General features: G+C 63.2%; 27 protein-coding genes. 12 read left to right on the forward strand and 15 right to left on the reverse strand.

The window, feature by feature from the left end:
• The first annotated feature begins 114 nt into the window (after positions 1–114).
• The 7 genes from RFM52_RS04330 (at position 115) to RFM52_RS04360 (ending at position 8,147) form a co-directional block, all read left to right on the forward strand.
• Positions 115–2,676: a GcvT family protein gene (locus tag RFM52_RS04330; protein ID WP_320295298.1), complete on the forward strand. Its 2,562-nt coding sequence runs from the start codon at positions 115–117 to the stop codon at positions 2,674–2,676.
• Between the two features lie 97 nt (positions 2,677–2,773).
• A complete protein-coding gene (locus RFM52_RS04335) occupies positions 2,774–3,538 on the forward strand; it encodes a site-2 protease family protein (protein ID WP_320295299.1) in 765 nt (254 codons plus the stop codon).
• A 59-nt stretch (positions 3,539–3,597) separates the two neighbouring features.
• The gene (locus RFM52_RS04340; protein ID WP_320295300.1) at positions 3,598–4,539 is read left to right on the forward strand and encodes a phosphoribosylaminoimidazolesuccinocarboxamide synthase; all 942 of its coding nucleotides are present in this window, start codon (positions 3,598–3,600) and stop codon (positions 4,537–4,539) included.
• Between the two features lie 79 nt (positions 4,540–4,618).
• Positions 4,619–5,461, forward strand: coding sequence for a DUF1194 domain-containing protein (locus RFM52_RS04345; RefSeq protein WP_320295301.1), 843 nt, complete (start codon positions 4,619–4,621; stop codon positions 5,459–5,461).
• A 112-nt stretch (positions 5,462–5,573) separates the two neighbouring features.
• Positions 5,574–6,524 (forward strand): ABC transporter substrate-binding protein, encoded by a 951-nt coding sequence (locus RFM52_RS04350; RefSeq protein ID WP_320295302.1) that lies wholly within the window; start codon positions 5,574–5,576, stop codon positions 6,522–6,524.
• Positions 6,525–6,591: 67 nt separating this feature from the next.
• Complete coding sequence (locus tag RFM52_RS04355) at positions 6,592–7,368, forward strand: ABC transporter permease (protein WP_320295303.1); 777 nt, start codon at positions 6,592–6,594, stop codon at positions 7,366–7,368.
• Entirely contained in the window at positions 7,365–8,147 is a 783-nt protein-coding gene (locus RFM52_RS04360; RefSeq protein ID WP_320295304.1) for an ABC transporter ATP-binding protein, read from the forward strand. Before RFM52_RS04355 ends, RFM52_RS04360 begins: the two co-directional genes overlap by 4 nt.
• Before the next feature lie 10 nt (positions 8,148–8,157).
• Here RFM52_RS04360 and RFM52_RS04365 read toward each other — a convergent pair whose 3' ends face one another.
• The 4 genes from RFM52_RS04365 to RFM52_RS04380 form a co-directional block, all read right to left on the reverse strand.
• Positions 8,158–8,334, reverse strand: coding sequence for a type II toxin -antitoxin system TacA 1-like antitoxin (locus RFM52_RS04365; RefSeq protein ID WP_320295305.1), 177 nt, complete (start codon positions 8,332–8,334; stop codon positions 8,158–8,160).
• A 17-nt stretch (positions 8,335–8,351) separates the two neighbouring features.
• Entirely contained in the window at positions 8,352–9,290 is a 939-nt protein-coding gene (locus RFM52_RS04370; RefSeq protein ID WP_263482302.1) for a GlxA family transcriptional regulator, read from the reverse strand.
• A gap of 337 nt (positions 9,291–9,627) precedes the next feature.
• On the reverse strand, positions 9,628–9,762 hold the full coding sequence (locus RFM52_RS04375) for a hypothetical protein (protein WP_112099240.1): 135 nt from the start codon (positions 9,760–9,762) through the stop codon (positions 9,628–9,630).
• A gap of 350 nt (positions 9,763–10,112) precedes the next feature.
• Complete coding sequence (locus RFM52_RS04380; protein ID WP_320295307.1) at positions 10,113–10,298, reverse strand: hypothetical protein; 186 nt, start codon at positions 10,296–10,298, stop codon at positions 10,113–10,115.
• 220 nt (positions 10,299–10,518) lie between these two features.
• On the opposite strand from RFM52_RS04380, the gene RFM52_RS04385 reads away from it, so the two are divergent.
• Positions 10,519–11,418 carry a LysR substrate-binding domain-containing protein gene (locus RFM52_RS04385; protein ID WP_040981895.1) on the forward strand — a complete coding sequence of 300 codons (900 nt, stop codon included), beginning with the start codon at positions 10,519–10,521 and terminating at the stop codon, positions 11,416–11,418.
• Between the two features lies 1 nt (position 11,419).
• Here RFM52_RS04385 and RFM52_RS04390 read toward each other — a convergent pair whose 3' ends face one another.
• Together RFM52_RS04390 and RFM52_RS04395 are read right to left on the reverse strand one after the other, a co-directional pair.
• Positions 11,420–12,382, reverse strand: coding sequence for an alpha/beta hydrolase (locus RFM52_RS04390; protein WP_320295308.1), 963 nt, complete (start codon positions 12,380–12,382; stop codon positions 11,420–11,422).
• A gap of 288 nt (positions 12,383–12,670) precedes the next feature.
• On the reverse strand, positions 12,671–12,856 hold the full coding sequence (locus tag RFM52_RS04395) for a hypothetical protein (protein WP_095765549.1): 186 nt from the start codon (positions 12,854–12,856) through the stop codon (positions 12,671–12,673).
• A gap of 294 nt (positions 12,857–13,150) precedes the next feature.
• Here RFM52_RS04395 and RFM52_RS04400 point away from each other — a divergent pair, with 294 nt between their 5' ends.
• The gene (locus tag RFM52_RS04400) at positions 13,151–14,188 is read left to right on the forward strand and encodes an acyltransferase family protein (protein ID WP_320295309.1); all 1,038 of its coding nucleotides are present in this window, start codon (positions 13,151–13,153) and stop codon (positions 14,186–14,188) included.
• Here RFM52_RS04400 and RFM52_RS04405 read toward each other — a convergent pair.
• Positions 14,185–16,254: an ASKHA domain-containing protein gene (locus RFM52_RS04405; RefSeq protein WP_320295310.1), complete on the reverse strand. Its 2,070-nt coding sequence runs from the start codon at positions 16,252–16,254 to the stop codon at positions 14,185–14,187. The two genes, RFM52_RS04400 and RFM52_RS04405, sit on opposite strands and share 4 nt — an antisense overlap.
• Before the next feature lie 89 nt (positions 16,255–16,343).
• Between RFM52_RS04405 and RFM52_RS04410 the strand changes: the two genes are divergently transcribed.
• Complete coding sequence (locus RFM52_RS04410; RefSeq protein ID WP_320295311.1) at positions 16,344–16,586, forward strand: hypothetical protein; 243 nt, start codon at positions 16,344–16,346, stop codon at positions 16,584–16,586.
• A gap of 79 nt (positions 16,587–16,665) precedes the next feature.
• On the opposite strand, the gene RFM52_RS04415 is transcribed toward RFM52_RS04410, so the two are convergent.
• The 6 genes from RFM52_RS04415 to RFM52_RS04440 form a co-directional block, all read right to left on the reverse strand.
• On the reverse strand, positions 16,666–17,640 hold the full coding sequence (locus tag RFM52_RS04415) for a methyltetrahydrofolate cobalamin methyltransferase (protein ID WP_320295312.1): 975 nt from the start codon (positions 17,638–17,640) through the stop codon (positions 16,666–16,668).
• 142 nt (positions 17,641–17,782) lie between these two features.
• Entirely contained in the window at positions 17,783–18,874 is a 1,092-nt protein-coding gene (locus tag RFM52_RS04420; protein WP_320295313.1) for a methylenetetrahydrofolate reductase, read from the reverse strand.
• A complete protein-coding gene (locus tag RFM52_RS04425) occupies positions 18,871–19,461 on the reverse strand; it encodes a methylenetetrahydrofolate reductase C-terminal domain-containing protein (protein WP_320295314.1) in 591 nt (196 codons plus the stop codon). Before RFM52_RS04425 ends, RFM52_RS04420 begins: the two co-directional genes overlap by 4 nt.
• Positions 19,454–19,756, reverse strand: coding sequence for a virulence factor (locus RFM52_RS04430; RefSeq protein ID WP_320295315.1), 303 nt, complete (start codon positions 19,754–19,756; stop codon positions 19,454–19,456). The genes RFM52_RS04425 and RFM52_RS04430 overlap by 8 nt, the downstream gene beginning before the upstream one ends.
• A gap of 134 nt (positions 19,757–19,890) precedes the next feature.
• Entirely contained in the window at positions 19,891–20,673 is a 783-nt protein-coding gene (locus RFM52_RS04435) for a formyl transferase (RefSeq protein ID WP_320295316.1), read from the reverse strand.
• Positions 20,674–20,766: 93 nt separating this feature from the next.
• Positions 20,767–21,342 carry a DUF4893 domain-containing protein gene (locus RFM52_RS04440; protein WP_320295317.1) on the reverse strand — a complete coding sequence of 192 codons (576 nt, stop codon included), beginning with the start codon at positions 21,340–21,342 and terminating at the stop codon, positions 20,767–20,769.
• Positions 21,343–21,470: 128 nt separating this feature from the next.
• On the opposite strand from RFM52_RS04440, the gene RFM52_RS04445 reads away from it, so the two are divergent.
• Positions 21,471–22,382: an NAD-dependent epimerase/dehydratase family protein gene (locus RFM52_RS04445; RefSeq protein ID WP_320295318.1), complete on the forward strand. Its 912-nt coding sequence runs from the start codon at positions 21,471–21,473 to the stop codon at positions 22,380–22,382.
• An 11-nt stretch (positions 22,383–22,393) separates the two neighbouring features.
• Here the strand turns inward: RFM52_RS04445 and RFM52_RS04450 are convergent, their stop codons facing one another.
• Positions 22,394–23,026, reverse strand: coding sequence for a DUF1638 domain-containing protein (locus RFM52_RS04450; protein ID WP_320295319.1), 633 nt, complete (start codon positions 23,024–23,026; stop codon positions 22,394–22,396).
• 53 nt (positions 23,027–23,079) lie between these two features.
• Between RFM52_RS04450 and RFM52_RS04455 the strand changes: the two genes are divergently transcribed.
• Positions 23,080–23,214, forward strand: a complete 135-nt coding sequence (locus tag RFM52_RS04455; RefSeq protein WP_041003961.1) for an entericidin A/B family lipoprotein — start codon at positions 23,080–23,082, stop codon at positions 23,212–23,214.
• 85 nt (positions 23,215–23,299) lie between these two features.
• Here RFM52_RS04455 and RFM52_RS04460 read toward each other — a convergent pair whose 3' ends face one another.
• Entirely contained in the window at positions 23,300–23,998 is a 699-nt protein-coding gene (locus RFM52_RS04460; RefSeq protein WP_320295320.1) for a corrinoid protein, read from the reverse strand.
• Positions 23,999–24,128 lie beyond the last annotated feature (130 nt).

Here is a 24,128-nt window from a genome sequence, read left to right on the forward strand (position 1 = left end):
CCGCACTTGCGGCGTGTCGCAAACAGGCGGTAGCTCAATCCGCGTCCTCTGCATATTGTGCGCCATTCGAAGGGCGCGCAAACGCGCCCGTCTATCCCCTTGGAGTCGCGGGCAATGGCAGAGTTTCCGAAAAAGGCGAAGGTCGTCATCGTCGGCCTGGGCGGCATCGTCGGCGCGTCGGTCGCGCATCACCTGATCGAGCGCGGCTGGGACGACATCGTCGGCATCGACAAGTCGGGCATCCCGACTGATATCGGCTCGACGGCGCACGCCTCGGACTTTTGCTACACGACCAGCCATGATTTCCTGTCGTGCTGGACCACGCTCTACTCGATCGATTTCTACGAGAAGATGGGTCATTACGCGCGCGTCGGCGGTCTCGAAGTGGCGCGCGTCGGCGACGACGCCCGCATGGACGAGATCAAGCGCAAGATCGCCTCGGCCAAATCCTTCGGCACCCGCGCGCGGCTGATCGAGCCGGCCGAGATCAAGGAAAAATTCCCGCTGATCGAGGAGCATCTGGTGCAGGGCGGCCTTTGGGATCCGGATGCCGGTCTCGTCATCCCGCGCTCGCAGACGGTGGCCGGCAAGCTGGTCGACCAAGGGGTGGCTTCCGGCAAGCTTCAGGCTTTCGCCAACACTTCGGCCAAGGAGTTGATCGTCGAGAACGGCCGTATCAAGGGCGTGGTGACCGAGCGCGGCACGATCGAGGCCGATTATGTCGTGGTCTGCACCGGCATCTGGGGCCGTCTGACCGCGGCTCTGGTCGGCGAGGATTTGCCGGTCATGCCGATCGACCATCCGCTCACCTTCTTCGGCCCCTACAACGAGTTCGCCGGCACCGGCAAGGAGATCGGCTGGCCGCTGCTGCGCGACCAGGGCAACTCGGCCTATATGCGCGACACCGGCGATCCCAAGACCGCGGAGGGCGGCCAGATCGAATGGGGCTATTACGAGGAGACCAATCCGCGTCTCTGCCACCCGCGCGATCTTCTCGAAAAGGACCAGGCGCGGCTGTCGCCGTCGCAGCGCGATCTCGACATGGAGCAGATCATGGCGCCGCTGGAGCGCGCCATGGAGCTGACGCCGATCCTGGGCGAGCTTGGCTACAATGAAGGCCATTCCTTCAATGGTCTCTTACAGGTGACCACCGATGGCGGCCCGTCCATGGGCGAAAGCCAGAAGGTGAGGGGCTTGTGGTACGCGGTCGCCATCTGGGTCAAGGACGGCCCGGGCATGGGCAAGCTGATCGCCGACTGGATGACCGATGGCAGGACCGAGGTCGACCATCATGCGATCGACTATTCGCGCTTCTACCCGCATCAGACGCAGGAACAGTTTATCTGGGATCGCTGCACCGAGACGGCGATGAAGGTCTACAATCCGGCGGTGCATCCGCGCGAGCCCTTCTCCAAGGGCCGCAACATCCGCCGCTCGCCGTTCTGGGAGCGCGAGAAGGAGCTCGGCGGCTATTTCATGGAGCTGAGCGGCTGGGAGCGCGCGCACGGCTACGCCGCCAATGAGCACCTGCTGGAGAAGTACGGCAACCGCGTGCCGGTGCGCGAGAACGAATGGGACAACCGCCATTTCTGGCGCGTCTCCAATGCCGAGCATCTGGCGATGAGCGAGGATTGCGGCATCGTCAACCTCTCGCACTTCTCGATGTATGACGTCGAAGGCCCCGACCATGTCGCGCTGCTCGAATGGCTGTGCGCGGCCAAGATCGGCGGCGACAACAATATCGGCAAGGGCATCTACACCCACTTCCTCGACGAGGAAGGCATGGTGCGCGCCGACTTCACCGTCATCCGCATGGCCGACCGCTGCCGCGTGATCGACGGCGCCGACGCTGGCCCGCGCGACTTCCGCTACATGCAGCGCACCGCGCAGGACAAAGGGTTCGATGCCACCGTCACCGACGTGACCGAGAAATACGTCACCATCGGCATCTGGGGGCCGAACGCCCGCACGACCTTGCAGAAGGTGGTCGAGGACCCGAACGGCCTGACCCCGGAGAATTTCGCGTTCGCGGCGATCAAGCCGATCCGCATCGGCGGCAAGGACGTCACCGCCTTCCGCATCTCCTATGTCGGCGAGCAGGGCTGGGAACTGCATATGCGTTACGAGGACGGGCTGGCCGTCTGGGATGCGCTGCGCTCGACCGGCGTCATGCCTTTCGGCGTCGAGACCTACGCCAACACGCGCCGCATGGAAAAGAGCCTGCGGCTGCAGAACGCCGACCTGCTCACCGAGTACAATCTGCTCGAGGCCGACCTTGCCCGCCCGAAGGTCAAGGAGAACGACTTCTGCGGCAAGGCCAAGCATCTGGAATATCGCGCCCGCGAGCACCAGCCGGCGATGCTGTGCACGCTGGTGATGACCGAGAACACCGATTCCAAGGGCGTCGCGCGCTATCCGGTCGGCACCATGCCGGTGCAGGACCCCGCGACCGGCGAGACGCTGGTCGACGAGCTTGGCCGCCGCTCCTTCACCACCTCCGTCGCCTATGGTCCGACGATCGGCAAGAACATCGCGCTCGCCTATCTGCCCTGGGCCTTCGCCCAGGAAGGCCGCAAGCTGCAGGTCGAGTATTTTGGCGAAACCTATCCGGTCGAGGTGGCCGGCGTCGGCTACAAGCCGCTCTATGACCCGGAGAACCTCAAGCCGAGAAGCTGAGAGCTAGGCGATGAACGCAAAGCCCGACCTCGGTCGGGCTTTTTGCTTTTGCGCGGCAGGATTCTCGCATAGCGTTGCGCTGGGCGGAGTGGTCAGCTTGCAGTGGTTCGGCTGGGACAGGAAGAACGACGCATTCGTCTTCACGATGAAGGGGAACGTTGCCGTTCGCGTCAGCTGGACCTTTGCCATTCCCGCCGCCTTGCCGTTCCTGCATGAGTGGTCGAGGCGTCCACAGGCCGCTCTAACCCATACCCTCGTCTTTGCCGCGCTTTTGTTCCTGTCGGTGTTTCTGCATGAGCTTGCCCATGTCTGGGCAGCGCGGCGACAAGGCATCGGCACCCAACGGATAGACCTCTACCTCTTCGGCGGAATTGCCTGGTTCAAGCCCGGCGTGGCTTCGCATTATGGCTGGGCGTGGATCTCCTTCGCCGGGCCGCTGGTGAACATCGTCCTGGCGGCGGGTTTCGCAACTGCCTATTACCTTTTTGCCCGGCCCTTGTTGCCGGTCGATCCGGACGGTCTTTTCAGTTCGCCGCTGCCGAGACCGGGCACGCTTCTTGAGTGGACGCTTTGGCTTGGCGCCCTGGTGAATGCGGTTTTGGCCATTCTCAACCTTCTTCCGGCCTATCCACTCGATGGCGGAGCGATCGCCAGGCATCTGCTTGTGCCGCGCTTCGGCACTGATACCGCCACGCGGATCGTCGGCTTCTGCGGCGTCGTGCTTTCCATACTGCGTTTCGCGGTCATTGTGGCTGCGGCCACAGCCGGTATCCTGGTGTGGATTCCGCCGTCCTTCGGGCCGAACTGGCGGGCGTTTCGCGCTGCCGGCAACAAGAAGCCCGTTCCGCAGCATCCGGCTTGATGTACAGGGGGCCAGCGGCTTATGTGGCCCGATCAGAAGCCCGTGAAAGCAACACGTCCATGCGCATCCTGTCCGACGCCTTCATTCCCGAACTGCCCAACCGCTACAATGGCAAGGTGCGCGAAAATTACGATCTGCCGGACGGGCGCCGCATCATCATCGCCACCGATCGTCTGAGCGCTTTCGACACGATCCTGGCCTCGATCCCGTTCAAGGGAGAGGTGCTGACCCAGACGGCGCGCTACTGGTTCGAGGAAACCGCCGACATCTGTCCCAACCATGTGCTGGAATATCCTGACCCCAATGTCGTCGTCGGCACGCGGCTCGACATGCTGCCGGTCGAGATCGTGGTGCGCGGCTATCTCGCGGGAACCACCAGCACCTCGATCCTGACCAAGTACAGGAAGGGCGAGCGGAGCTTCTACGGCCACAGTTTTCCGGATGGGCTGCGCGACAACGAAAAGCTGCCGCAAGCGATCATCACGCCGACCAGCAAGGCTGCCCATGGCGGCCATGACGAGCCGCTGTCGGAAGCCGAGATCATCGCAGAGCGGCTGCTCACGCAGGCGCAGTGGGACACCGTATCGCGCTATGCGCTGCAGTTGTTCGCGCGCGGCCAGCAGCGCGCCGCCGAACGCGGCCTGATCCTGGCCGACACCAAATATGAATTCGGCACAGCGCCGGACGGCACCATCGTGCTTGCGGACGAAATCCACACGCCCGACAGCAGCCGCTACTGGATCGCGGCGAGCTACGACGAGGCGGTCGAAAGCGGCGGGCGGCCGCAGAGCTTCGACAAGGATTTTGTCCGCTCGTGGGTGTCGGCGCGCTGCGATCCCTACAAGGACCCGATTCCCAAAATTCCGGACGAAATCGTCAACCAGGCCTCGGCGGTCTATATCCAGGCCTATGAGGCGATCACCGGCGTGAAATTCGTGCCCGACCTTTCCGGCGATACAGTGCTGGAACGCATCCGTTCGAATCTCGCGCGCTATTTCTAGGAAGGTCCCGCGCGGTCGGAACCCGGCGCCCCGGAATTCCCGGCTTTTGCGCGCGGCGATTTTCGCCTAACCTTCCTCCATGTCTGCTTATGCCCGTGCAAGGCATATCCTTTCAGGCAGTGCCGCGCTGGCGCTGGCGCTTTGGCTGGCGCCGCCAGCTTCTCCCGCCGAGCCGGTCGATGTCGAACTGGTGCTGGCGGTCGACGTTTCGCTTTCCATGTCGCCGGCCGAGCTGGAGATCCAGCGCCACGGTTATGCGGCGGCGCTGACGCATGACAATGTGCTGAAGGCCATCGCCGACGGCGCCTATGGCAAGATCGCCGTCACCTATGTCGAATGGGCGGGCACGACCTGGCAGCGCGTCATCGTGCCGTGGACGGTGATCGCCAATCGCGCCGACGCCGAGAGGGTGGTGGCGCAACTCAATGCACGGCCGCCGGACAGCGCCCGGCGCACCTCGATCTCCGGCGCGCTGAGCTTCGGCAGCGACCTGTTCGCCGAGAGTGGCTTTCAAGGCACGAAGCGCGTCATCGACGTTTCGGGCGACGGACCCAACAACCAGGGCGCGCCGGTCGACCTCACGCGCGACGAGGTGGTCAGGCAAGGCATCACCATCAACGGCCTGCCGCTGATGACGCGCGGCGGTTTCAGCGGCGCCTTCGATGTGGAAAATCTCGACCGTTATTACAGCGACTGCGTCATTGGCGGACCGGGCGCCTTCATGATCCCGGTCAATGACTGGACGCAGTTCCCCGAAGCGATCCGCCGTAAGCTGGTGCTTGAGCTTGCCGGCCCCGCTTCGCCGCAATGGGCGGCGGAAGAGGCCGCGCATCCGCCGGTCGTGCTCGCCGACGACAAACCTGCCGCCGACTGCCTGGCTGGCGAGAAGATGTGGCGCAACCGCGGCCGGGGCATGCCCTGACGGATCGGGAAGCGTCGGATTGGACCATCGTCGAGAGCGGCGTCTGCTTCATTGACAAGCCTTTTGGCGTCTGTGAGACAATTTGCGCTCACCACAAAAAAGGGGAACCACAATGAACAGGACCACCATTTTCGCGGCGGCGCTGACGGCGGCCGCCGTGCTCAGCGTGCCGGCGATGGCCGCCACGTCGCTCACCATCGGCATCAGCGGCTGGACAGGCTTCGCGCCGTTGACTTTGGCCAAGCAGGCCGGGCTTTTCGAAAAGCACGGGCTGGACGTCACGCTCAAGAAAGTGCCGCAGGCGAGCCGCCCGCTGGCGATCGCCAGCGGTGATTTGCAATGCGCGGCGACCACGGTCGAGACCTGGATGGTGTGGAACGCCAGCGGCGTCACCACCAAGCAGATCTTCCAGCTCGACAAATCCTACGGCGCCGACGGCATCGTCGTGCGCAACGACATCAAGACCGTCGCCGACCTCAAGGGTAAGAATGTCGCCTCGTCCGCGCCTGGAACCTCGCCCTATTTCCTGCTCGCCTGGGTGCTGAACAAGAACGGCATGTCGACCAAGGACGTCACGGTCGTGAACCTGGAGCCGGACGCGGCGGCGCAAGCCTTCCTCGCCGGCCAGAACGATGCCGCCGTCACTTACGAGCCGTTCATTTCGGCAGTCCGCGACAAGACCGACCAGGGCCACATCCTGGCCACCACGCTCGACTATCCGATGGTGCTGGATACGGTCGGCTGCACGCCGGATTTCCTCAAGGCCAATCCCGATGCCGCCAAGGCGCTCGCCGACAGCTATTTCGACGCGCTCGACCTGATCAAGAAGGACCCGCAGAAATCCTACGAGATCATGGGCGCCGACGTGAAGCAGTCCGCCAAGGAGTTCGAGGATTCGGCCAAATACCTGAAATGGGCCGACAAGGCGGAGAACAAGCAGTTCTTCACCAAGGATTTCCAGGACTTTTCCAAGACCGCGGCCGAACTCCTGCTGCAGATGGGGTTGATCAAGGAAGTGCCTGATGTGACGACGCTTGCCGACACCAGCGCGGTCGCCAACTGATTGCGCGTCCTCCAATCGGTGGCGGCGCCAGGCCGCCATCGGTTTTTCTCCTCAAGGACAGGGCCTGATGTTGCGTCCCTTGCACCCCGTTCAGCCGGGCACGCGAACCGTGCTCGGCATCGCCTTCTTCGTGCTGTTCGTGGCCTTCTGGGCGTGGATCACGCTCGGCGGCCATGTGAACCGGATCTTCCTCGCCGATCCGCTGTCGATGCTGAAGGATGGCTGGCGGCTGCTCACCGAGGATGGCTTCTGGCTGGATATCCTGATCACCATCTGGCGTGTCTTCGGCGGTTTCGTGCTGGCTTCGGTCGTCGCGGTGCCGATCGGCATCGCCATGGGCGCCTGGAAGCCGGTCGAAGCCTTCCTCGAGCCGTTCGTGTCGTTCGCGCGCTACCTGCCGGCATCCGCCTTCATCCCGCTGCTCATCCTGTGGGCCGGCATCGGCGAGCTGGAGAAGCTCCTGGTGATCTTCGTCGGCTCGGTGTTCCAGATCATTTTGATCATCGCGGTCAAGGTCGGCGCCACGCGCCGCGACCTGGTCGAGGCCGCCTATACGCTGGGGGCGAACGACAACGGCGTCGTCAAGCGCGTCGTCGTGCCCGCCAACGCGCCGGAGATTGCCGAGACGCTGCGGCTGGTGCTCGGCTGGGCTTGGACCTATGTGATCGTCGCCGAGCTGATCGGCTCCTCGTCGGGCATCGGCTACATGATCATCAACAGCCAGTCGCGGCTGGCGACGGGGCAGATCATCTTCGGCATCATCGTCATCGGGCTGATCGGGCTTCTGTCCGATTTCGCCTTCAAGGCGCTCAACCGCTGGCTCTATCCATGGAGCCTGGCGTGAGCAAGCTTCTGATCGAGGGCGTGTCGCGGACCTTTGCCGGGGTCAGGGGCGGGGAGCCGGTGCGGGCGCTGCAGCCGGTCGATCTCGCGGTCGCGGCCAATGATTTCATCACCATCCTGGGGCCGTCCGGTTGCGGCAAGTCTACCCTGCTCAGGATCGTCGCCGGGCTGGAGGCGCCAAGCACGGGTAAGGTGCTGCTCGACGGCAAGGCGGTCACCAGGCCGGGACCGGATCGCGGCATGGTGTTCCAGTCCTACACCTTGTTTCCCTGGCTGACGGTCGCCGAAAACATCGGCTTCGGCCTGCGCGAGCAAGGCAGGCCCGAGCGCGAGCGCAAAGAGATCGTCGCTTCCTATGTCGATCTCGTCGGCCTGAAGGGGTTTGAGAACCATTGGCCGAAACAGCTGTCGGGCGGCATGCAGCAGCGCACGGCAATCGCGCGCGCTCTCGCCAACGACCCCGCGATCCTGCTGCTCGACGAGCCGTTCGGCGCGCTGGACAACCAGACGCGCGGGCTGATGCAGGAATTGCTGCTCGGCATCTGGGAGCGCCGCAAGAAGACGGTGCTGTTCGTCACCCACGACATCGAGGAGGCGATCTTCATGGCGTCGCGGGTGATCGTGATGAGCGCCCGGCCCGGCCGCATCAAGTCGGACGTGGCGGTCGACCTGCCGCATCCGCGCCACTACACGCTGAAGACCAGCCCGGAATTCTCGGTGCTGAAAGCGCAGTTGACCGAGGACATCCGCATCGAGGCGATGCGGACGGCGCAGACTTAGCCAGACCAGCTTAGGCTGTATCGCGATCGGAAAAGACGCTCGGCTCGCTCAGCAAGCGCTTTAGGCGTGGGAGGTCACGCGCCGGGGCGTCGAGCGCCGCCAGGAATGCCTCCCATTTCTCAGTATCCAAGGGGAAGCTGCGGCGATCGGGCGGTGTATCGGCACTCGGGGCGGTGCTTGTAACCATGGCGCTGCCTTATTGGATTAAGCCGCCAGCAATTGCTTGCGGTCGACGCGCTCCTGCTGCGGCGAACGGGCATAGAGCTCGCGGTAGCATTTGGAGAAATGCGAGGCGGAGACGAAACCGCAGGCGACCGCCACTTCGACCACCGGCAGCGACGACTGGATGAGCAGGTGCCTGGCGCGGTCGAGCCGGATCTCCAGATAGTAACGGGCGGGCGAGCGGCCCATCTCGGTGCGGAACAGGCGTTCGATCTGCCGGCGCGACAGATCGACATGGTCGGCGATCTCGATCAGCGACAGCGGCTCGGCAAGGTTGGCCTCCATCAACTCGATGATGGTCAGCACCTTGGAATTCTGCACGCCGAGGCGGGCGCGCAGCGGCAGGCGCTGGCGGTCGGTCGGGCTGCGCACGCGGTCGGTCAGTACCTGCTCGCAGACGCGGTTGACGAGGCTCTCGTCAAAATCGTCGCCGATCAGCTTCAGCATCATGTCGAGCGCGGCGGTGCCGCCGGCACAGGTGTAGACGTTCTGATCGACCTCGAAGAGGTCGGCAAACACATTGGCCTTCGGGAATGCCTCGGAGAAGCCCGGCAGGTTCTCCCAATGGATGGCGCAGCGCTTGTTGGACAAGAGACCGGCTGCGGCCAGGATATGCGCGCCGGTGCACAGGCCGCCGACGGCGACGCCGCGATTATACTCCTCGCGCAGCCAGGCGAAGGCCGACTTGTTGTGGTAGCGCTCGACATTAATGCCGCTGCAAACGATCGCCATGTTCGGCCGATCCGGCCCGGCCATCTTCTTGCGCTCTTCCTCGAGCGAGGTGTTGACGGCGCATTCGACGCCGTTCGAAGCGCGCACCGGCTTGCCGTCTATGCTGGCCAGCCGCCAACGATAGGCTTCATAGCCGAGCATCCGGTTGGCCGAGCGCAGCGGATCGAGCGCCGTCGCGAAGGCGATCATGGTGAAATCGGGAATGAGGAAGAATACAAACGATCTCTTGATCGCATGCTTTACGGCATTCACGGGGAAACCTCACGCAGCCATGACGCGAACAGGATGTCGCGAACAGCATAGCGACAACAGGAAAAACCATTCCTGTCAATCGGGTAGACGGCTAAGTGAAGATTAAATTTGCGACACGGGTCGCAAATGGGCAATTCGTGCAACCACAGCACGTCGCTGCATGGGCGACGAGAGCCGGCGCATCAGGCGTTTCGTCGTTTCGCGACGGTTGCTCTCAATGAAAACGCCGCCTCGGCGGAGCCGGGCGGCGTCGAATTCAGCATGTCGGATCGTCTCAGGCAATGAAGCCGAGACGGGCAGCGGCCACGGCGCCGGTCTGGCCAGGCATGGTCTTGGCGAGGCGCTGACGCTCCAAAGCGGTCGTCAGGTTCATTTCGCGGCGGGCGAACAGGCGGGCAAAGAGCTTCATCATCATCTCCATTTGGTTGCTCAGACGGGTCGCCTTCGCTTAAGGAGTGGGGCAGCTCGTTTGCTGACGCTCATATAGGCTCGCTTCAGCAAAAACTAAATCGCAAATACGAAGCGCTTGATATGAAAAGCGACATGGTTTGCGACATTTTTGGGCAGCTTGCCCAAGATTTCCCATTATTTACAGGGCTTTAATCGGCTTGTTAACCCGCTATGCGGGTGGTTCATATGCGTCATGCAGCTGCCGCATGGCTGCAAAAGTCGTTTGAATGCAAATAAAAAAGACCCGAGACAAACAAAAAGGCCTGCCGAACTGAGGCGGCAGGCCTTCAGAACTCCATACACACGTGATTACTTCGCTCCGGCCCAGCTTCCGACACCGAAGCGCAAGCCGGTCTTGGCATCGGCGGCTTCCGGCCAGCCGATATCCTTCTGCAGTTCGAACGGCAGCGCATGGATGGCGCGTTCGGTCTGGTAGCGGGCGCGGGCCGCGCTGAATTCGGTCGCAAGCCGACCGATGGACGACAGGATAGACATTTCTTTCTCCTCGATGCGGGCAGGGAGGCGCCCGTCATTTGCGTTAAGTCAGGTCTGTTTCAGCTTCATTTCATGTCGATTGCAGGACTGCGTCAGGGTCGTTTCATGGCTGCTCTTGGCAGCATCCTGCATCGATCGAGTTGACTATGCGCCTGGAGTGATGTTCAATCAAACGAAATGGAATGATGGATTGCATCAGAAAAATTGAAGGCAAGATGCCATGAACGCCCCGCTCAATCATCCTTTGCCGTTGCTTGATCTCGACGTGCTGCGCACTTTCGTGGCGATTGCCGAGACGGGCAGCTTCACCACCGCCGCCAACGCTGTGTTCCGCACGCCGTCGGCCGTCTCCATGCAGATCAAGAAGCTGGAGGACATCCTCGGCCGTTCCGTCTTCGCGCGCGACGCGCGCTCGGTAACGCTGACCACGGATGGCGAAATGCTGCTCGGCTATGCGCGCCGGCTGTTGTCGATCAACCGCGAAGTGGTGTCGAAGTTCATCATCCCCGACATTGTCGGCGTGGTGCGGCTCGGCTCCCCGGATGATTATGGCGAGCGCGTGCTGCCGCACGTGCTGAAGCGTTTTGCTCAGTCGCACCCGTCGATCGCCGTCGACGTCACGATCGACCAGAGCATCAATCTGCGCCGCCGCATGGACGACCGCGCGCTCGACATCACGCTGCTCACCAATTCCTACAAGACCAGCGCGATCGGCGCCGAGGTGCTTTTGACCGAGCCGATCGTGTGGGCGGGCGCCAAGGGCGGCTGCGCGCATCTGCGCGAGCCGCTGCCGGTGTCGCTGTGGGAAGAAGGCTGCGCATGGCGGGCAGGGGCCCTGGAAGCGCTTGGCCGCGAGGGCCGCAACTACCGCATCGCCTATATGAGCGCCCACACGGCCGGCCAGCGCGCCGCCATCATGGCGGATCTTGCGGTGGCGCCGCTGCCGAAGTCGTTCCTCGGCGACGAGATGGTGTCGCTGGGCGCCAAGGACGGCATGCCGGAGATCGGCACCTACAATCTCGCCATGGTGGTGGCGCCGGACGCCAGCGCGCCGGTGAAGGCCGTCGCCGACCATATCCGCGCGACGTTCGAGCTGTTCCGCGAAACCGGCAAGTTTTGAGTTATTCAGCGGCGGGTGCCGGGCGGCCCGCGAAAGCGGCCTTAGTCCCGCGTCGCGCCCGAGCCCGGCGCGGTGCCGGGCTTGCAAGAAAGTTGACGATGCTGTCGCGCGCGCGGCGCGCCTCCGGCATCTCGATCAGCGGCCAGACGTGGAACATGCCCTCCTCATAGACGACGTCGACCTCGACGCCGGCGGCGCGCGCACGTTCGGCGAAGATCAGGTTGTCAGGGCTGAGCAGATCGCGCGAGCCGGTGAGCAGCAGCGTCTTCGGCAGCACCGAGAGATCGCCGTAAAGTGGGCTGATGCGCCAGTCGGAACGGTCGATGCCGGCGCTGTAGAGGCGGATCGCTTCCAGTCCGCCGGGGATGCCCAGCCAGGGATCGTTGCGCTCGGCCTCGAACACTTCCGGATTGGACAGCGACATGTCGAGGCCGGGCGAGATCAGCACGTGACGCGATGGCGAAGGCAGGCCTTCCTCGGCCGCCATCATGGTCAGCACGACGGCCATGTTGCCGCCGGCGGAATCGCCCATGAAGACGATGTCCTCGGCGTCGGTGTCTTCGAGCATGCGCCGGTAGACGTCGCCGACCATGCCGAACATGTCATGGAAATCATGCTCGGGCGCGATGGGATAGATCGGCACGGTGATGCCGAAACCGAGACGCTCGGCCATCTCGCCGATCAGCCCCCAGTGGTAGGACGTGATTTGAAAAACATAGGCGCCGCCATGCATGTAAAGGATGCGTCGGCTTTCGCCCGTTCTCGGGGCGATCTCGTAGACGGGAAAGCCGTCCACGTCGGTCTCGGTGATGTCCAGCCGCCCCTTAAGCAAGGCAGGCGGATGATAGTCCTCGGTCTTGCGGGCGTAGGCGATCCAGCGCTGCAGGTTCTCGGGACTGGAAAACGCCTTCTTGCGGCTGTGCCGCAGAACGAATGAAACGAGATGGCTTTTCAAACTGGGCATACGGATACACGGATCTAGGCGGAGCCGACTAAGAGAATTCCCCCGTTCTCCGAACATTGTATGTCAGTTAAAAATTTCAAGGTTTCGCCGCTGGCACATTGGCGTGATCCGATGGTGCCAGTTTCTTGTTTGAGCAATTCCGGACGGAAAACCGCGTCACACTTTTCCTGGAATTGCTCTAGCGCCGCTTCAGTAGCAGCGCCGCGCGCAATTTGTTGTCGCCGGTCGCCAAGGCCGCGTCGCGGCCCCGGCGCTTGCCGAGCAGTTTGCATTTGTCGGCGAAGGTCATCAGCGCGGCGTGCCCAGAAGCAGCGCATGAAGGGCTGCCTGCGGATCGCTCGGCGGCGAAGCCGGCCAGCCGATATCCTTCTGGACATGCGCCGGCAGGCTGTTCAGCGCGCGGATCGCCTTGTTCCTGGCATGAGCCTGCCTGATGGTCACGCCGAAGCGGCTGAGGTTATCGTACATCGACATTTTCATCTCCCTTGAAGAGCAGCGGCGGCCGAGGGTTATCCGTAGCCGCCGTTCGATGCCGGTTAAATCGCTTACACATGTATCGGATCGATTTCGCGAAAACCGCGTTTCGGTTTCAGGATCGCGCGAATCCGGAAACATTTGCATACAAATGAATTGAGCCGGCGGGCATTCCGGCTTCCATCCCGATAGAGGCTATCCGCGGGTTGACAGCAACGGACTGCTGCATTGTTATTGTGCAATGCGATATCGACTGCATGCACTGCAGCGTAGCTCGATTGGGACCCGAGCATCGTGACCAGCATCCACAGTATTCAATATCTGCGGGGCCTCGCCGCATGCGCGGTGGTGTGCTTCCATGTCAGCGAACAGTTCGGCGGCCCGTTCAACGTCGGAGCAGCCGGCGTCGACGTCTTCTTCGTCATCAGCGGCTTCATCATGTGGGTGACGACGGCCGGCAAGCCGGCGGACCCCTGGCGTTTCATGAGGCGCCGGATCACCCGCATCGTGCCGCTCTACTGGATCGTCACGCTGCTGACCGCGGCTGGCATCCTGATCAAGCCGCAGTTCTTCTATGGCCATTTCTTCAGCGTGGCGAATTTCGTCGGCTCGCTGTTCTTCCTGCCGGTCCTGCAGGAGGGGGCGCCGCATCCCATCGTCATACAGGGTTGGACGCTTTGCTATGAGATGATGTTCTATGTCGTCTTCACCCTGGCCCTGTTCCTAGGGGAGCGCTGGCGGTTCGGCGTTCTCGTGGGCGCCCTTGTTGCCGTCGTCGCGCTGCATTTCGTCCTGCCCGCGGGATACGCACGCGCCTTCACCGATCCGGTCGTGCTCGAGTTCGCGGCCGGCGTCGTCGTGGGGCACTTGTGGCTCCAGGGCGCCAGGCTCCCGCTCGGGGTGACGCTGGCGATGGTTGGCGTGGGATTTCTGCTTCTTGCGGCCAGTCCGCTGTTCGACGCGGGCATGGCTCGCGCGTTGTACTGGGGGCTTCCGGCCACGCTCATCGTGGCGGGCGCGGTTTTTGCCGAGCGGGCGCGACCGTTCAAGCCCGCTTCCTTGCCCAGCTTTCTCGGCGATGCGTCCTATTCGATCTACCTATGGCATGTCGTGGTCGGTGTCCTGGCGACGGGTGTCGTCCTGAGGGCCGGCCTCCCGGCGGTCTTGCAGCCAGCAACGATCCTGGTCGTCACGCTCGCGTTCTCGGCGGCGCTCTATCTGGTAGTCGAAAAGCCGTTGAACGGGCTGCTGCACCCGCAGCGTGCCAAGGGCGCCGTCAAGGCAAGCAAGGCCGCGGCCGCAGGGGGCCGCGGAATGATGTCGCAAAATTAGTCGCGGCCGCGCCGTGCCGCGCGCTCCTCGCGCGAGCGCCGGCGCGGCGTGGCGTCGCCGGCGGTGCCGTCCTCGCTCATCGCCTTGCGCGGCGGCAGCTTCACCGCCGCCGCCAGCTTCGGGAACGGGTCGACCTTGTTCGGCAACGCCATGGCGTAGACGAAGTGCTCCTGGAATTTCGGTTCCAGCGCCGTCTCGATCTTCTCGATTCGGCTCACCGTCTCCTCGATCTCGCGCCGATAACCACGATTGAGCAGCGCCATGCGCGCGCCGGCGCCGGCGGCGTTGCCGACCGCCGAGACCTTGTCCAAGTCGCAATCCGGGATCAGGCCGAGCACCATGGCGTATTTCGGATCGATGAAGGAGCCGAAGGCGCCGGCGAAATGGATACGGTCGACATGGTCAGTGTGCTGCTTTTCCATCAGCAGCTTGGTGCCGGCATAAAGCGCCGCCTTGGCAAGCTGGATGGCGCGCACGTCGTTTTGGGTGATGGTGATCTTCGGCTCGCCCTCCTTCAGCACATAGGAGAAGGTGCGGCCGTTCGCCACGATGCGCGGCGAGCGCATGCCGAGCGAGCCGTCGACGACGCCGTCTTCGGAAATGATGCCGGCGAGATACATCTCGGCCACCACCTCGATGATGCCGGAGCCGCAGATGCCGGTGACGCCGGTCGCCTGCACGCTGTCGATGAAGCCCGGTTCGTCGGACCACAGTTCCGAGCCGATGACGCGGTATTTCGGTTCCAGCGTGTCCGGATCGATGCGCACGCGCTCGATGGCGCCGGGCGCGGCGCGCTGACCGCCGGAGATTTCCGCGCCTTCGAAGGCCGGGCCGGTGGGCGAGGAGGCGGCGACGACGCGCGTCGAGTTGCCGAGCACGATTTCAGCATTGGTGCCGACGTCGACGATCAGCATCATCTCGTCCTGGCGATGCGGGCCTTCCGACAAGGTGACGGCGGCCGCGTCGGCGCCGACATGGCCGGCAATGCAGGGCAGCATGTAAAGACGCGCACCCTGGTTCAGCTTCAAGCCGATATCGGAGGCCTTGATGCGCACCGCGCCGGAGACGGCCAGCGCGAAGGGCGCGCCGCCGAGCTCGGTCGGATCGATGCCGAGGAACAAATGGTGCATGATCGGATTACCGACGAAGACGGAATCCAAAATGTCGGCGCGCTGGACATTGCCTTCGGCGCAGACCTTGTCGACGAGGCCGGAAACCGCCTCGCGCACGGCAACCGTCATGCCCTCGCGGCCGTCCGGATTCATCATCACATAGGAGACGCGGCTCATCAGATCCTCGCCGAAGCGGATCTGCGGATTGGAGGTGCCGGAGGACGCGGCGACGCGGCCCGACAGCAGCGACACCAAATGCATGGCAATGGTGGTCGAACCGATGTCGCAGGCGAGGCCGTATGCCTCGTTCTTAAGGCCGGGCCACAGCGCGATGACGCGCGCGATGTCGCTGTCGGCATCCTTGTGGATGGCGGCGGTCGCGGCCCAGTTGCCCTTGCGCAGGATGCCCTGCACCTGCGGCATGAGATAGAAGTCGAATTCGAGGTTCTTGAGGCCCCAATCCTTCATCAGGGCGATCTTGAGCCGGTCGAGGTCGCCGAGCGGCTTGTGCATGTCGGGCTCTTCGATCTCGACATAGCACATGCGGATCGCCGTATCGCGGGCGATCACCCTGGTGTCGGCGTCCTTGCGGATGGTCTGGGCGTTGATGACCGTGTCCTGCGGCACGTCGATGACGAGGTCGCCGAGGATCTGCGCAGAGCAGGAGAGGCGACGCCGCTCAGGCAGGCCGCGCACGCGCTCGTAACGCTCTTCCTTGGCGCCCTTGGGCGAGATGTGGTCGTTGGACGAGACGATCTTGTGCTTGGCGAAATTGCCTTCCTGCACTTCGATCTGGCAGCGCCCGCAAGTGGCGCGGCCGCCGCACACGCTTTCGACATAGACGCCGAGCTGGCGCGCGGCATCGAGCACCGGCGTTCCAACGGGAAACCGGCCGCGCTTGCCCGACGGCATGAACAGCACAAGCGGATCGGTGATGTTGGGGGGAGGATTCATGCTGGCACGTGTCTCGATGGCAATTGCAAATGCCGTTTAACGGATCGTTTTACTGTTGGGTGGAGAGTCTGCTGGTCCAGGGGCCAACCATGTCGGATCTGCTGCTCTCCGCCGTCTTCACCGCGTTCACCATGGTGCGCGTGATCAAGGGCTCGTGGCTGCGCAATCCGCAATACCTTGCCACCGGGATTCTCGGCGCGATCGTCGGAGCTCTGGTGCTGCACGCATACTGGCCCGCCTATGACGATGATTTCATCGTCGGCGGCGTGACGGGCATTTTTGGATCCTGGGCGGGAATGGCGCTGTTCGACGCCATATTGGGCATGGCCTGAACGCAAAGCAGAGCTGTCCGACCGCATCCACGATGCGATCGGATCAGCCTTGTTTGCGGTGCGGCTCACGATTGCGCGCTTATCCCCTGGCCATGCGGGCTTCACGGCCGCCGCGGCGGCGTCCGCCATTGGCCCCGCCTTCGCCCGGCGCGTTGACCGCGGTCGGAGCCGCGACGGCCTGGCCGCCTTCGGCCGGTTTGTAGTCCTTGTAGGTGCGGATCCAGTTGGTGCAGTTCTCGTCGGTGCCGTTCAGCACATTGGCGCCGCGCACGGCTTCCATTTCCTGCGGACGGACCGGGTTCATGATTGCCGAGGTCATGCCGGCGCCGATCACCATCGGGATGAAGGCGGCGTTGATGCCGTGGCGGTGCGGCAGGCCGAAGGAGATGTTGGAGAGGCCGCAAGTGGTGTTGACCTTGAGCTCTTCGCGCAGCCGGCGCAGCAGCGCGAACACCTGGCGGCCGGCATCACCCAGCGCGCCGATCGGCATCACCAGCGGGTCGACGACGACGTCATGCGCGGGAATGCCGAAATCGGCGCAGCGCTGGACGATCTTCTTGGCCACGGCGAAACGGACATCCGGATCCATCGAAATGCCGGTCTCGTCGTTGGAGATGGCGACGACCGGGACATTGTACTTCTTGACGAGCGGCAGGATGGCCTCGAGCTTCTCTTCTTCGCCGGTGACGGAGTTGACCAGCGGGCGGCCCTTGGCGACCCTCAGTCCAGCCTCGATCGCGGCGCTGACGGAAGAGTCGATCGACAGCGGCAGATCGACCAGTCCCTGCACGATCTCCAGCGTCTGAACCAGCAGGCCCGGCTCCGTCTCATTCGGGTTGACCGAGGTGACGCCGGCATTGACGTCGAGCATGGTGGCGCCGCAGGCGGCCTGTTCCAGCGCGTCCTTGATGACGGTCTCGAAGTTGCCGGCCACCATTTCGGCGGCGAGCTTCTTGCGGCCGGTCGGGTTGATGCGTTCGCCGATCACGCAGAAGGGCTGATCGAAGCCGATGACGATTTCTCGGGTCGCCGAGGCGACGATGGTGCGGGTCATGCGATCTCTCCGTCGGGATATAAAGAGTTCTTTATATCGTTATCTGATTTGGTTCAAGCGGATGGGTGCAGGCAGCGCCTTAGCCTCTAAGTAAATGTATGACGTTGTCCCAAAACCGGTTCCCACTTCTGGGCGACATACATCAATGCGCGGTCTTCACCATATCCACCTGGGTTTCGGTAATCTCGTCGTGCAGTATGTGGTCGAGCCGCTCGGCGACGATCTGGTCGTCGCGGCGGATCTCCCGTTGCCAGGGCTGGCGGCCTTTCAGCACGCCGGATTCATCGACGATCTCGGCGACATACTCCTCCTGGCGGTAGGCCATCACATGGATGCCGGCGACGCCCGGAATTTCCTTCACCTCGTTGATGATGTCGATGCAGAGCTGCTTGCCTTCCTTCTTCTGGTCCTGCGCGCCTTCCAGCCGCTTGATCACCGCATCGGGGATGTGGATGCCGGGCACGTTGGAGCGAATCCATTTCGCCGTCTTGGCGGAGGCGAGCGGACCGACACCGCAGAGCAGGAAGAGCTTTTCGGTATGGCCGAGGTCGCGGGCCTTCTGCATGAAGGTTTTGAACATCGGCACATCGAAACAGTACTGCGTCTGCGCGAACTGGGCGCCGGCTGCGATCTTTTTGCCGAGATGGATCGGGCGGAAGTCGTAAGGCGGCGCGAAAGGATTGACCGCGCAGCCGAGGAAGACCTGAGGCGGCGTCGTCAGCTTGCGGCCGGACAGGAACTTGCCGTTGTCGCGCATGATGCGGATGGTTTCGAGCAGCGACATGGAATCGAGGTCGAAGACTGGCTTGGCACCCGGCTGGTCGCCGGCCTGGACGCCGTCGCCGGTGAGGCACAGCATGTTGGCGACGCCCATCGCGGCGCCGCCCAGCACGTCGCCCTGGATGGCGATGCGGTTCTTGTCGCGGCAGGCGATCTGCATGATCGGCGCGTAGCCCATGCGGGTGAGCAGCGCGCAGATGCCGACCGAGGACATGTGGCAGTTGGCGCCCGAGGCGTCGACCGCGTTGATGGCGTCGACCCAGCCGTCGAAGATCTTGGCCCGGTTGTAGACATCTTCGGGATCCGCGCTGTCGGGCGGGTTGAGCTCGGTCGTCACCGCGAATTCGCCGCGGCGCAGCACGCGCTCCAGCCGGCCACGCGACGTGTGGCCGGGGAGGGGATCGAGCGGCAAATGGATGCCGGCCGGATTCTCGTCGAGCTGGCGGGCGTTCATGCCGAAGCTCCGGGGTTCTGGGCCGTTTCACGCGCGGCGGCGGACTGCGCGGTCACCCGCAGCCACGCCGAGGTTTCGCGCAGCGACTGGTCGACCGGCTTCTGCACGGTCAGGATCTTGTCGCCATGCACCATGTTGCGCGAACCTTCCCAGGCCTTGACCCAGACGCAAGGCATGTCCGGCTCGACCTCGCAATTGCCGTTGGCACGCACGCCGCCGCACGGGCCGTTGCGCAACTGCTTGGGGCAGTTCATCGGGCATGACATGCCGGTGGAGGAAAGCACGCACTGGCCGCACATGCGGCAGTCGAACATGAAGCCCTTGACGCGCTTCTCGACAAACTTCACCGGGGCTTCGACGCGGCCGTAGCCGATGCCTTTCCACAGCGGATGCAGAAGCAGGAAGACGTCGGCGAACCTGCTGTAGAACCATTCCAGCAGTCGCGAATGGCGGATGGACCACAGTCTTACGGCAAACGTGCGCTGGACGCGCCGCTGCGGAGACACGTCGGCAGGCTTGTAGTCGGATTTCGGCGCCGCCTTCTTGACCAGAGTGGCCTGAGTGACCGTCGGCTGCTTCTCAGACATTTTCTTTCCCGCCAGCCTTGACCAGAGCGACCAGCCGCTCGCGGTCATATTTCGCGTCGAGTTCCTGGAAAGCCTTTTCGACCTCGGCCTCGATGTCGTCGCCGACCGGGACTGGCTCGGCCTTGCGCCATTCGGCCAGATAGTCGTCGGTGCCGCCGGCGCCGGTGCGCATGGCGCACATGTCGATCGCCTCGGTGAAGCGCAGCGGCAGCTCGCGCTTGGCGTTCTGCCGGCCTTTCTTGACGATGACCTGGGCGGGGATGTCGCGCCAATAGACGACGATCAGATCGGCCATGAAACTCTTGCTCCTTGATGATGCGAGCATTGCCGCAAGCGCCATGAGGCCGCTTGTTATGGGACGACGCGCGCGCCTTCAAAAGCGACGCTGCCGATGACGCAAAGCGAATGCTGAAATCTGTGGCCGGCTGACTACCAGACGCGCTTGGTCAGGCCCGTCCGGAGATAGAACCAGATCGTCGGGTGATACCACTGCTTCGACGGCAGGCCGGGATCGATTGTTTCCAGCCTGCCGGCCAGTGCATTGCCGACCGCCTCGACGCAGATATCGCGCGAAAACGCGGCCTGCCGCAGCGCGTAGCTGGCGATGGTGTCGCCCGTCTTGGGCTTGCCGCGCGCCTGCTTGAGCACGCCGCCGGTGTCGACGCCGGCATCGACGAGATGCACGGTGGTGCCGAAATTCCCCCGATCGCCGGAGGCCAGCGCCCAGTAGCCGCCATTCATGCCGCGATATTTCGGCGCGATGCCGGCATGGTAGTTGAGGACCGGGCAAGGCATTCTTGCCAGCGTATCCTTCGACAGCAGCCTGCAGCCGGCAAGCAGCACCACGCCAGGATTGATCCTGGCGACCGCATCGAGACATTGCGGCCCGTTGGCTGAAGGCACATGGATGATCGTCTGGCCTTGCCGCGGCTCGGTGTCGAGCTTCTCCTCGGCGATCAGCCGCTCGGCATGGCCGGCCAGGAAGCGCTTACCGAGCCTCGTCAGCACCATCGTGCCGAGCTGGCCGATCGCCGAGACCCAGCCCTGGCGCCGCGCGCGGCCGCGCAGCAAACGTTTTTTGGATTCAGGGGATTCCAGAATGACGCTCACCGGGCCGACGCGATCGGCAAGCGCGTTGACGATGGCCCAGATATGCGGGCCACCTTCGGTGACGACCACGACCGGTCGCGTATTCGATTCCGACGCCGCCATGGCCAGCACCCGCTCCAAAACGGGCGCATGCTATGCGGGGCGGGTTAATCCTTGGTGTGCCGAAGGCGTTTCAGCCGGCGTCGAAGGTCCGGTTCAGCGCTTGAATTCCATGATGTCGAGTTTCGATTCGTAATAGGGCGCGGGGAATTCGATGCGCCATTCGGTGGCGCTGTTGCGGAAGGCGTAGCCGACCTGGTCGCTTTCGGAGCCGCTGCCATAGGGCTTGGCCTTGTCCTCGTTGACCGAGAACGAGCCGAGATAGATGGCGCGCTTCTCGCCATCGTCGAAGAAGCGGCCGGTTGTGCGTTGCGAGCCGCTGATCTTGGCAAGCCGCCAGCCAGAGCCGTCGTCGGTCACCTTGCACTTGAACCAGCTGTAGATGACGAGCGGGCTCAAGCCGCCCGCCTTGATGGTGCGGCATTTCCAGCTGCCGGTAAGGTCCTTGTCGGAGAAGGCGACGAGCGGCTTGGCGAGCAGTTCATCCAACTGCTTGACCTCCGTCGGATTGCCGGCCTTTGCCTCTTCGAGAGCGGCCTTGCGCGTTTCGCCATACTTATCCAGTCGCGCCTTGTCGGCAGCGGTGATCAGCTTCTGCACTTCGCCGTCGGCATGGGCGGGCAAGGTGAGGGCGATGAGGCCGAGGGCGGCAAGAAGCAGGCGAGAGGTCATGAAATCTTGTTTCCTCAATCAATGGCGGGAACAAACTTCTTTCTATCACTGGCGCACAACTTACCGGTTCGCGATCGTCTGTCATCCGTGCTTAACAACAGCAGCTCGGAAAAATGGTGGTTCGATCGATGCGGATCTTGCTCACGGGATCGTCCGGCTGGTTGGGAAGCGCGCTCGGGCCAAGGCTCGAAGCACTCGGCCATGAAATCATCGGCCTTGATCCGGTTGCCTCGGCGCGCACGCAGGTCGTCGGCTCGATCGCGGATCGCGATCTTGTCCTGAAGACTGTCCGCGAGCACAGCATCGAGGCCATCATTCACAGCGGCGCGCTGCATAAGCCGAACATCGAGCATCATGAGAATACAGCCTTCGTGGCGACGAATGTGCAAGGCACGCTCAATCTGCTCGATGCGGCCGTCGAATATGGCGTCCAGCGCTTCGTCTTCACCTCGACGACATCGCTGATGATCTCGCAGGCGATCCGCGCAGGCTTTCAGGGTGGGGCGCGCAAGGCGGCCTGGCTGACGGAGGAGATGTCGCCGGAGCCGCGCAACATCTATGGCGTAACCAAGCTTTCAGCCGAGCATCTCTGCCGCCTCTACCATATCGAGCATGGACTGCCGGTGGTGGTGCTGCGCACGGCACGCTTCTTTCCCGAGGCGGACGACATGGCGCACGCGATCGAGCAATCGGACGCCAACACCAAGGCCAACGAATTGCTGTTTCGGCGGCTGACGGTGGAGGACGCGGCGGAAGCCCATGTGGCGGCGTTGGAGAAGGCGCCCAGCCTGGGTTTCGACATCTTCATCGTCTCGGCGCCGACGCCGTTCAGACCGAAGGATTGCGCCGAGCTGATCGCCGACGCACCGACGGTCGTCGCGCGCTATTTCCCGGATTATCCCCGGCTCTATGCGAGGAAGGGCTGGACGATGTTCTCCTCGATCGACCGCGTCTACGATCCGACGCGGGCGAGGGAGAAGCTGGGCTTCGTTTGCAGGACGAGTTTTGCCGATGTGCTTGCCGCGCTGGACGAGGCGTAAAACCGATCTTCTCAGGCAGCGCCCTGAGCCACCCGCGCCAGTTCCACGGTCAGGTCGCCATAGCCGGTCGAGCGGCGCTCATAGGCGAGGCCGAGCATGGCCGCTGCCTTCTCGGCGACCTTGTCGAGCTCCGGATCGTCGGTCTGGGCGAGGTAGATCAGCTTCTCGTAGTTGCCGAAATAGTCCTTGATCAGCTCGGGATGCCTGTCGAGGCCGAGCGGCTTGATGAAGAAGGCCTCGAACTGGCGGCAGAGGAAGTCGGTCATGTAGAACGACATCATGTCGCCGTCGGCGACGTTCGCGTAGGCGTCCATGCCCTGGTAGAAGGCAAAGCAATGCGGCCCGGCCATGCGCTCGACGCCGTGCTTCTCGATGACGCGGTCGAGCAGGCCGCCCGTGCCGCAATCGGCATAGCCGACGAAGATGTGCCGGTAGCCTTCGGTCTTGGCCTTTTCGATCGCCTTGTCCATCGCCGGCGCGATGCGGTCCGGATAGAAATGGAACTCGGCAGGCAGGCAGGTCAGATCGAGATGGTCGAGCTTTAGCTGTTGCTTGACGGCCAAAACTTCGCGCGCAATCATCCCGCAGGCGATGACGAGCAGCCTGTCTGTTTGATTCGGTTCCGTTTTTTGCGTCTTGACCAAGTCGGGCCGGCTTTCGCTGCGGGGCTTAATATCTGTCGAGGGAGACACCGTCCATGAAACTGCTACGCATCGCGCCGATCGCCATCCTGGCCTGCGCGCTTGCACTCACCGCCTGCGCCAACACCATCCGGGGCGTCGGCAAGGACGTCAAATCGACGGCTAGGGCGGTCAAAGACACGGTCAACTGATCAGCAGCCTCATCCATCATCTGGGAACAAAAAAGCCGCGCTGCAAGGCGCGGCTTTTCTTGTCGATCCATCCTGATGCCTTGGGTCAGGCGGAAGCGCGAACGTTGTGTTTGCGCTTCATGTAGTCCTTGGCGGTCTCGACGGCCACCGCCGCGTCGCGGCAATAGGCATCGGCGCCGACGGCCTTGCCGAATTCCTCGTTGAGCGGCGCGCCGCCGACCAGGACGACATAATCGTCGCGGATGCCCTTTTCCTTCATCGTGTCGATGACCACCTTCATGTAAGGCATGGTGGTGGTGAGCAGCGCCGACATGCCGATGATGTCGGGCTGGTGCTGCTCGATCGCGTCGAGATATTTCTCGACCGCATTGTTGATGCCGAGGTCGATGACGTCGAAGCCGGCGCCTTCCATCATCATGCCGACGAGGTTCTTGCCGATGTCGTGGATGTCGCCCTTGACGGTGCCGATCACCATCTTGCCCTGCTTCGGCGCGCCGGTGGCGGCGAGCAGCGGGCGCAGTATGAACATGCCGGCCTTCATCGCGTTGGCGGACAATAGCACTTCGGGAACGAACAGGATGCCGTCGCGGAAATCCTCACCGACGATGCGCATGCCTTCGACCAGCGCCTCGGTCAGCACCTTGTAAGGCGCCCAGCCGCGCTCGAGCAGGATTCGTGTACCTTCCTCGATCTCTTCCTTCAGACCATCATAGAGGTCGTCATGCATCTGCTGCACGAGTTCCTCGTCGGAAAGCTCGGAAAGGATGATCTCGTCGTCGGACATTTTTCTCGGGCTCCTTGCTGCTCGGAATGACTGCGGCAGCCTAAAAATCGATGCGCCAATACCTAACCCGCGAGGGCAAGCTAGCCATAGCTGATTTGCGACTTCCCGCAAAAGGAAAGCGACTGAAAAA

The sequence above is a fragment of the Mesorhizobium humile genome (genome assembly GCF_033977215.1).
In the GTDB taxonomy this organism is placed as follows: Bacteria; Pseudomonadota; Alphaproteobacteria; order Rhizobiales; family Rhizobiaceae; genus Mesorhizobium; species Mesorhizobium humile.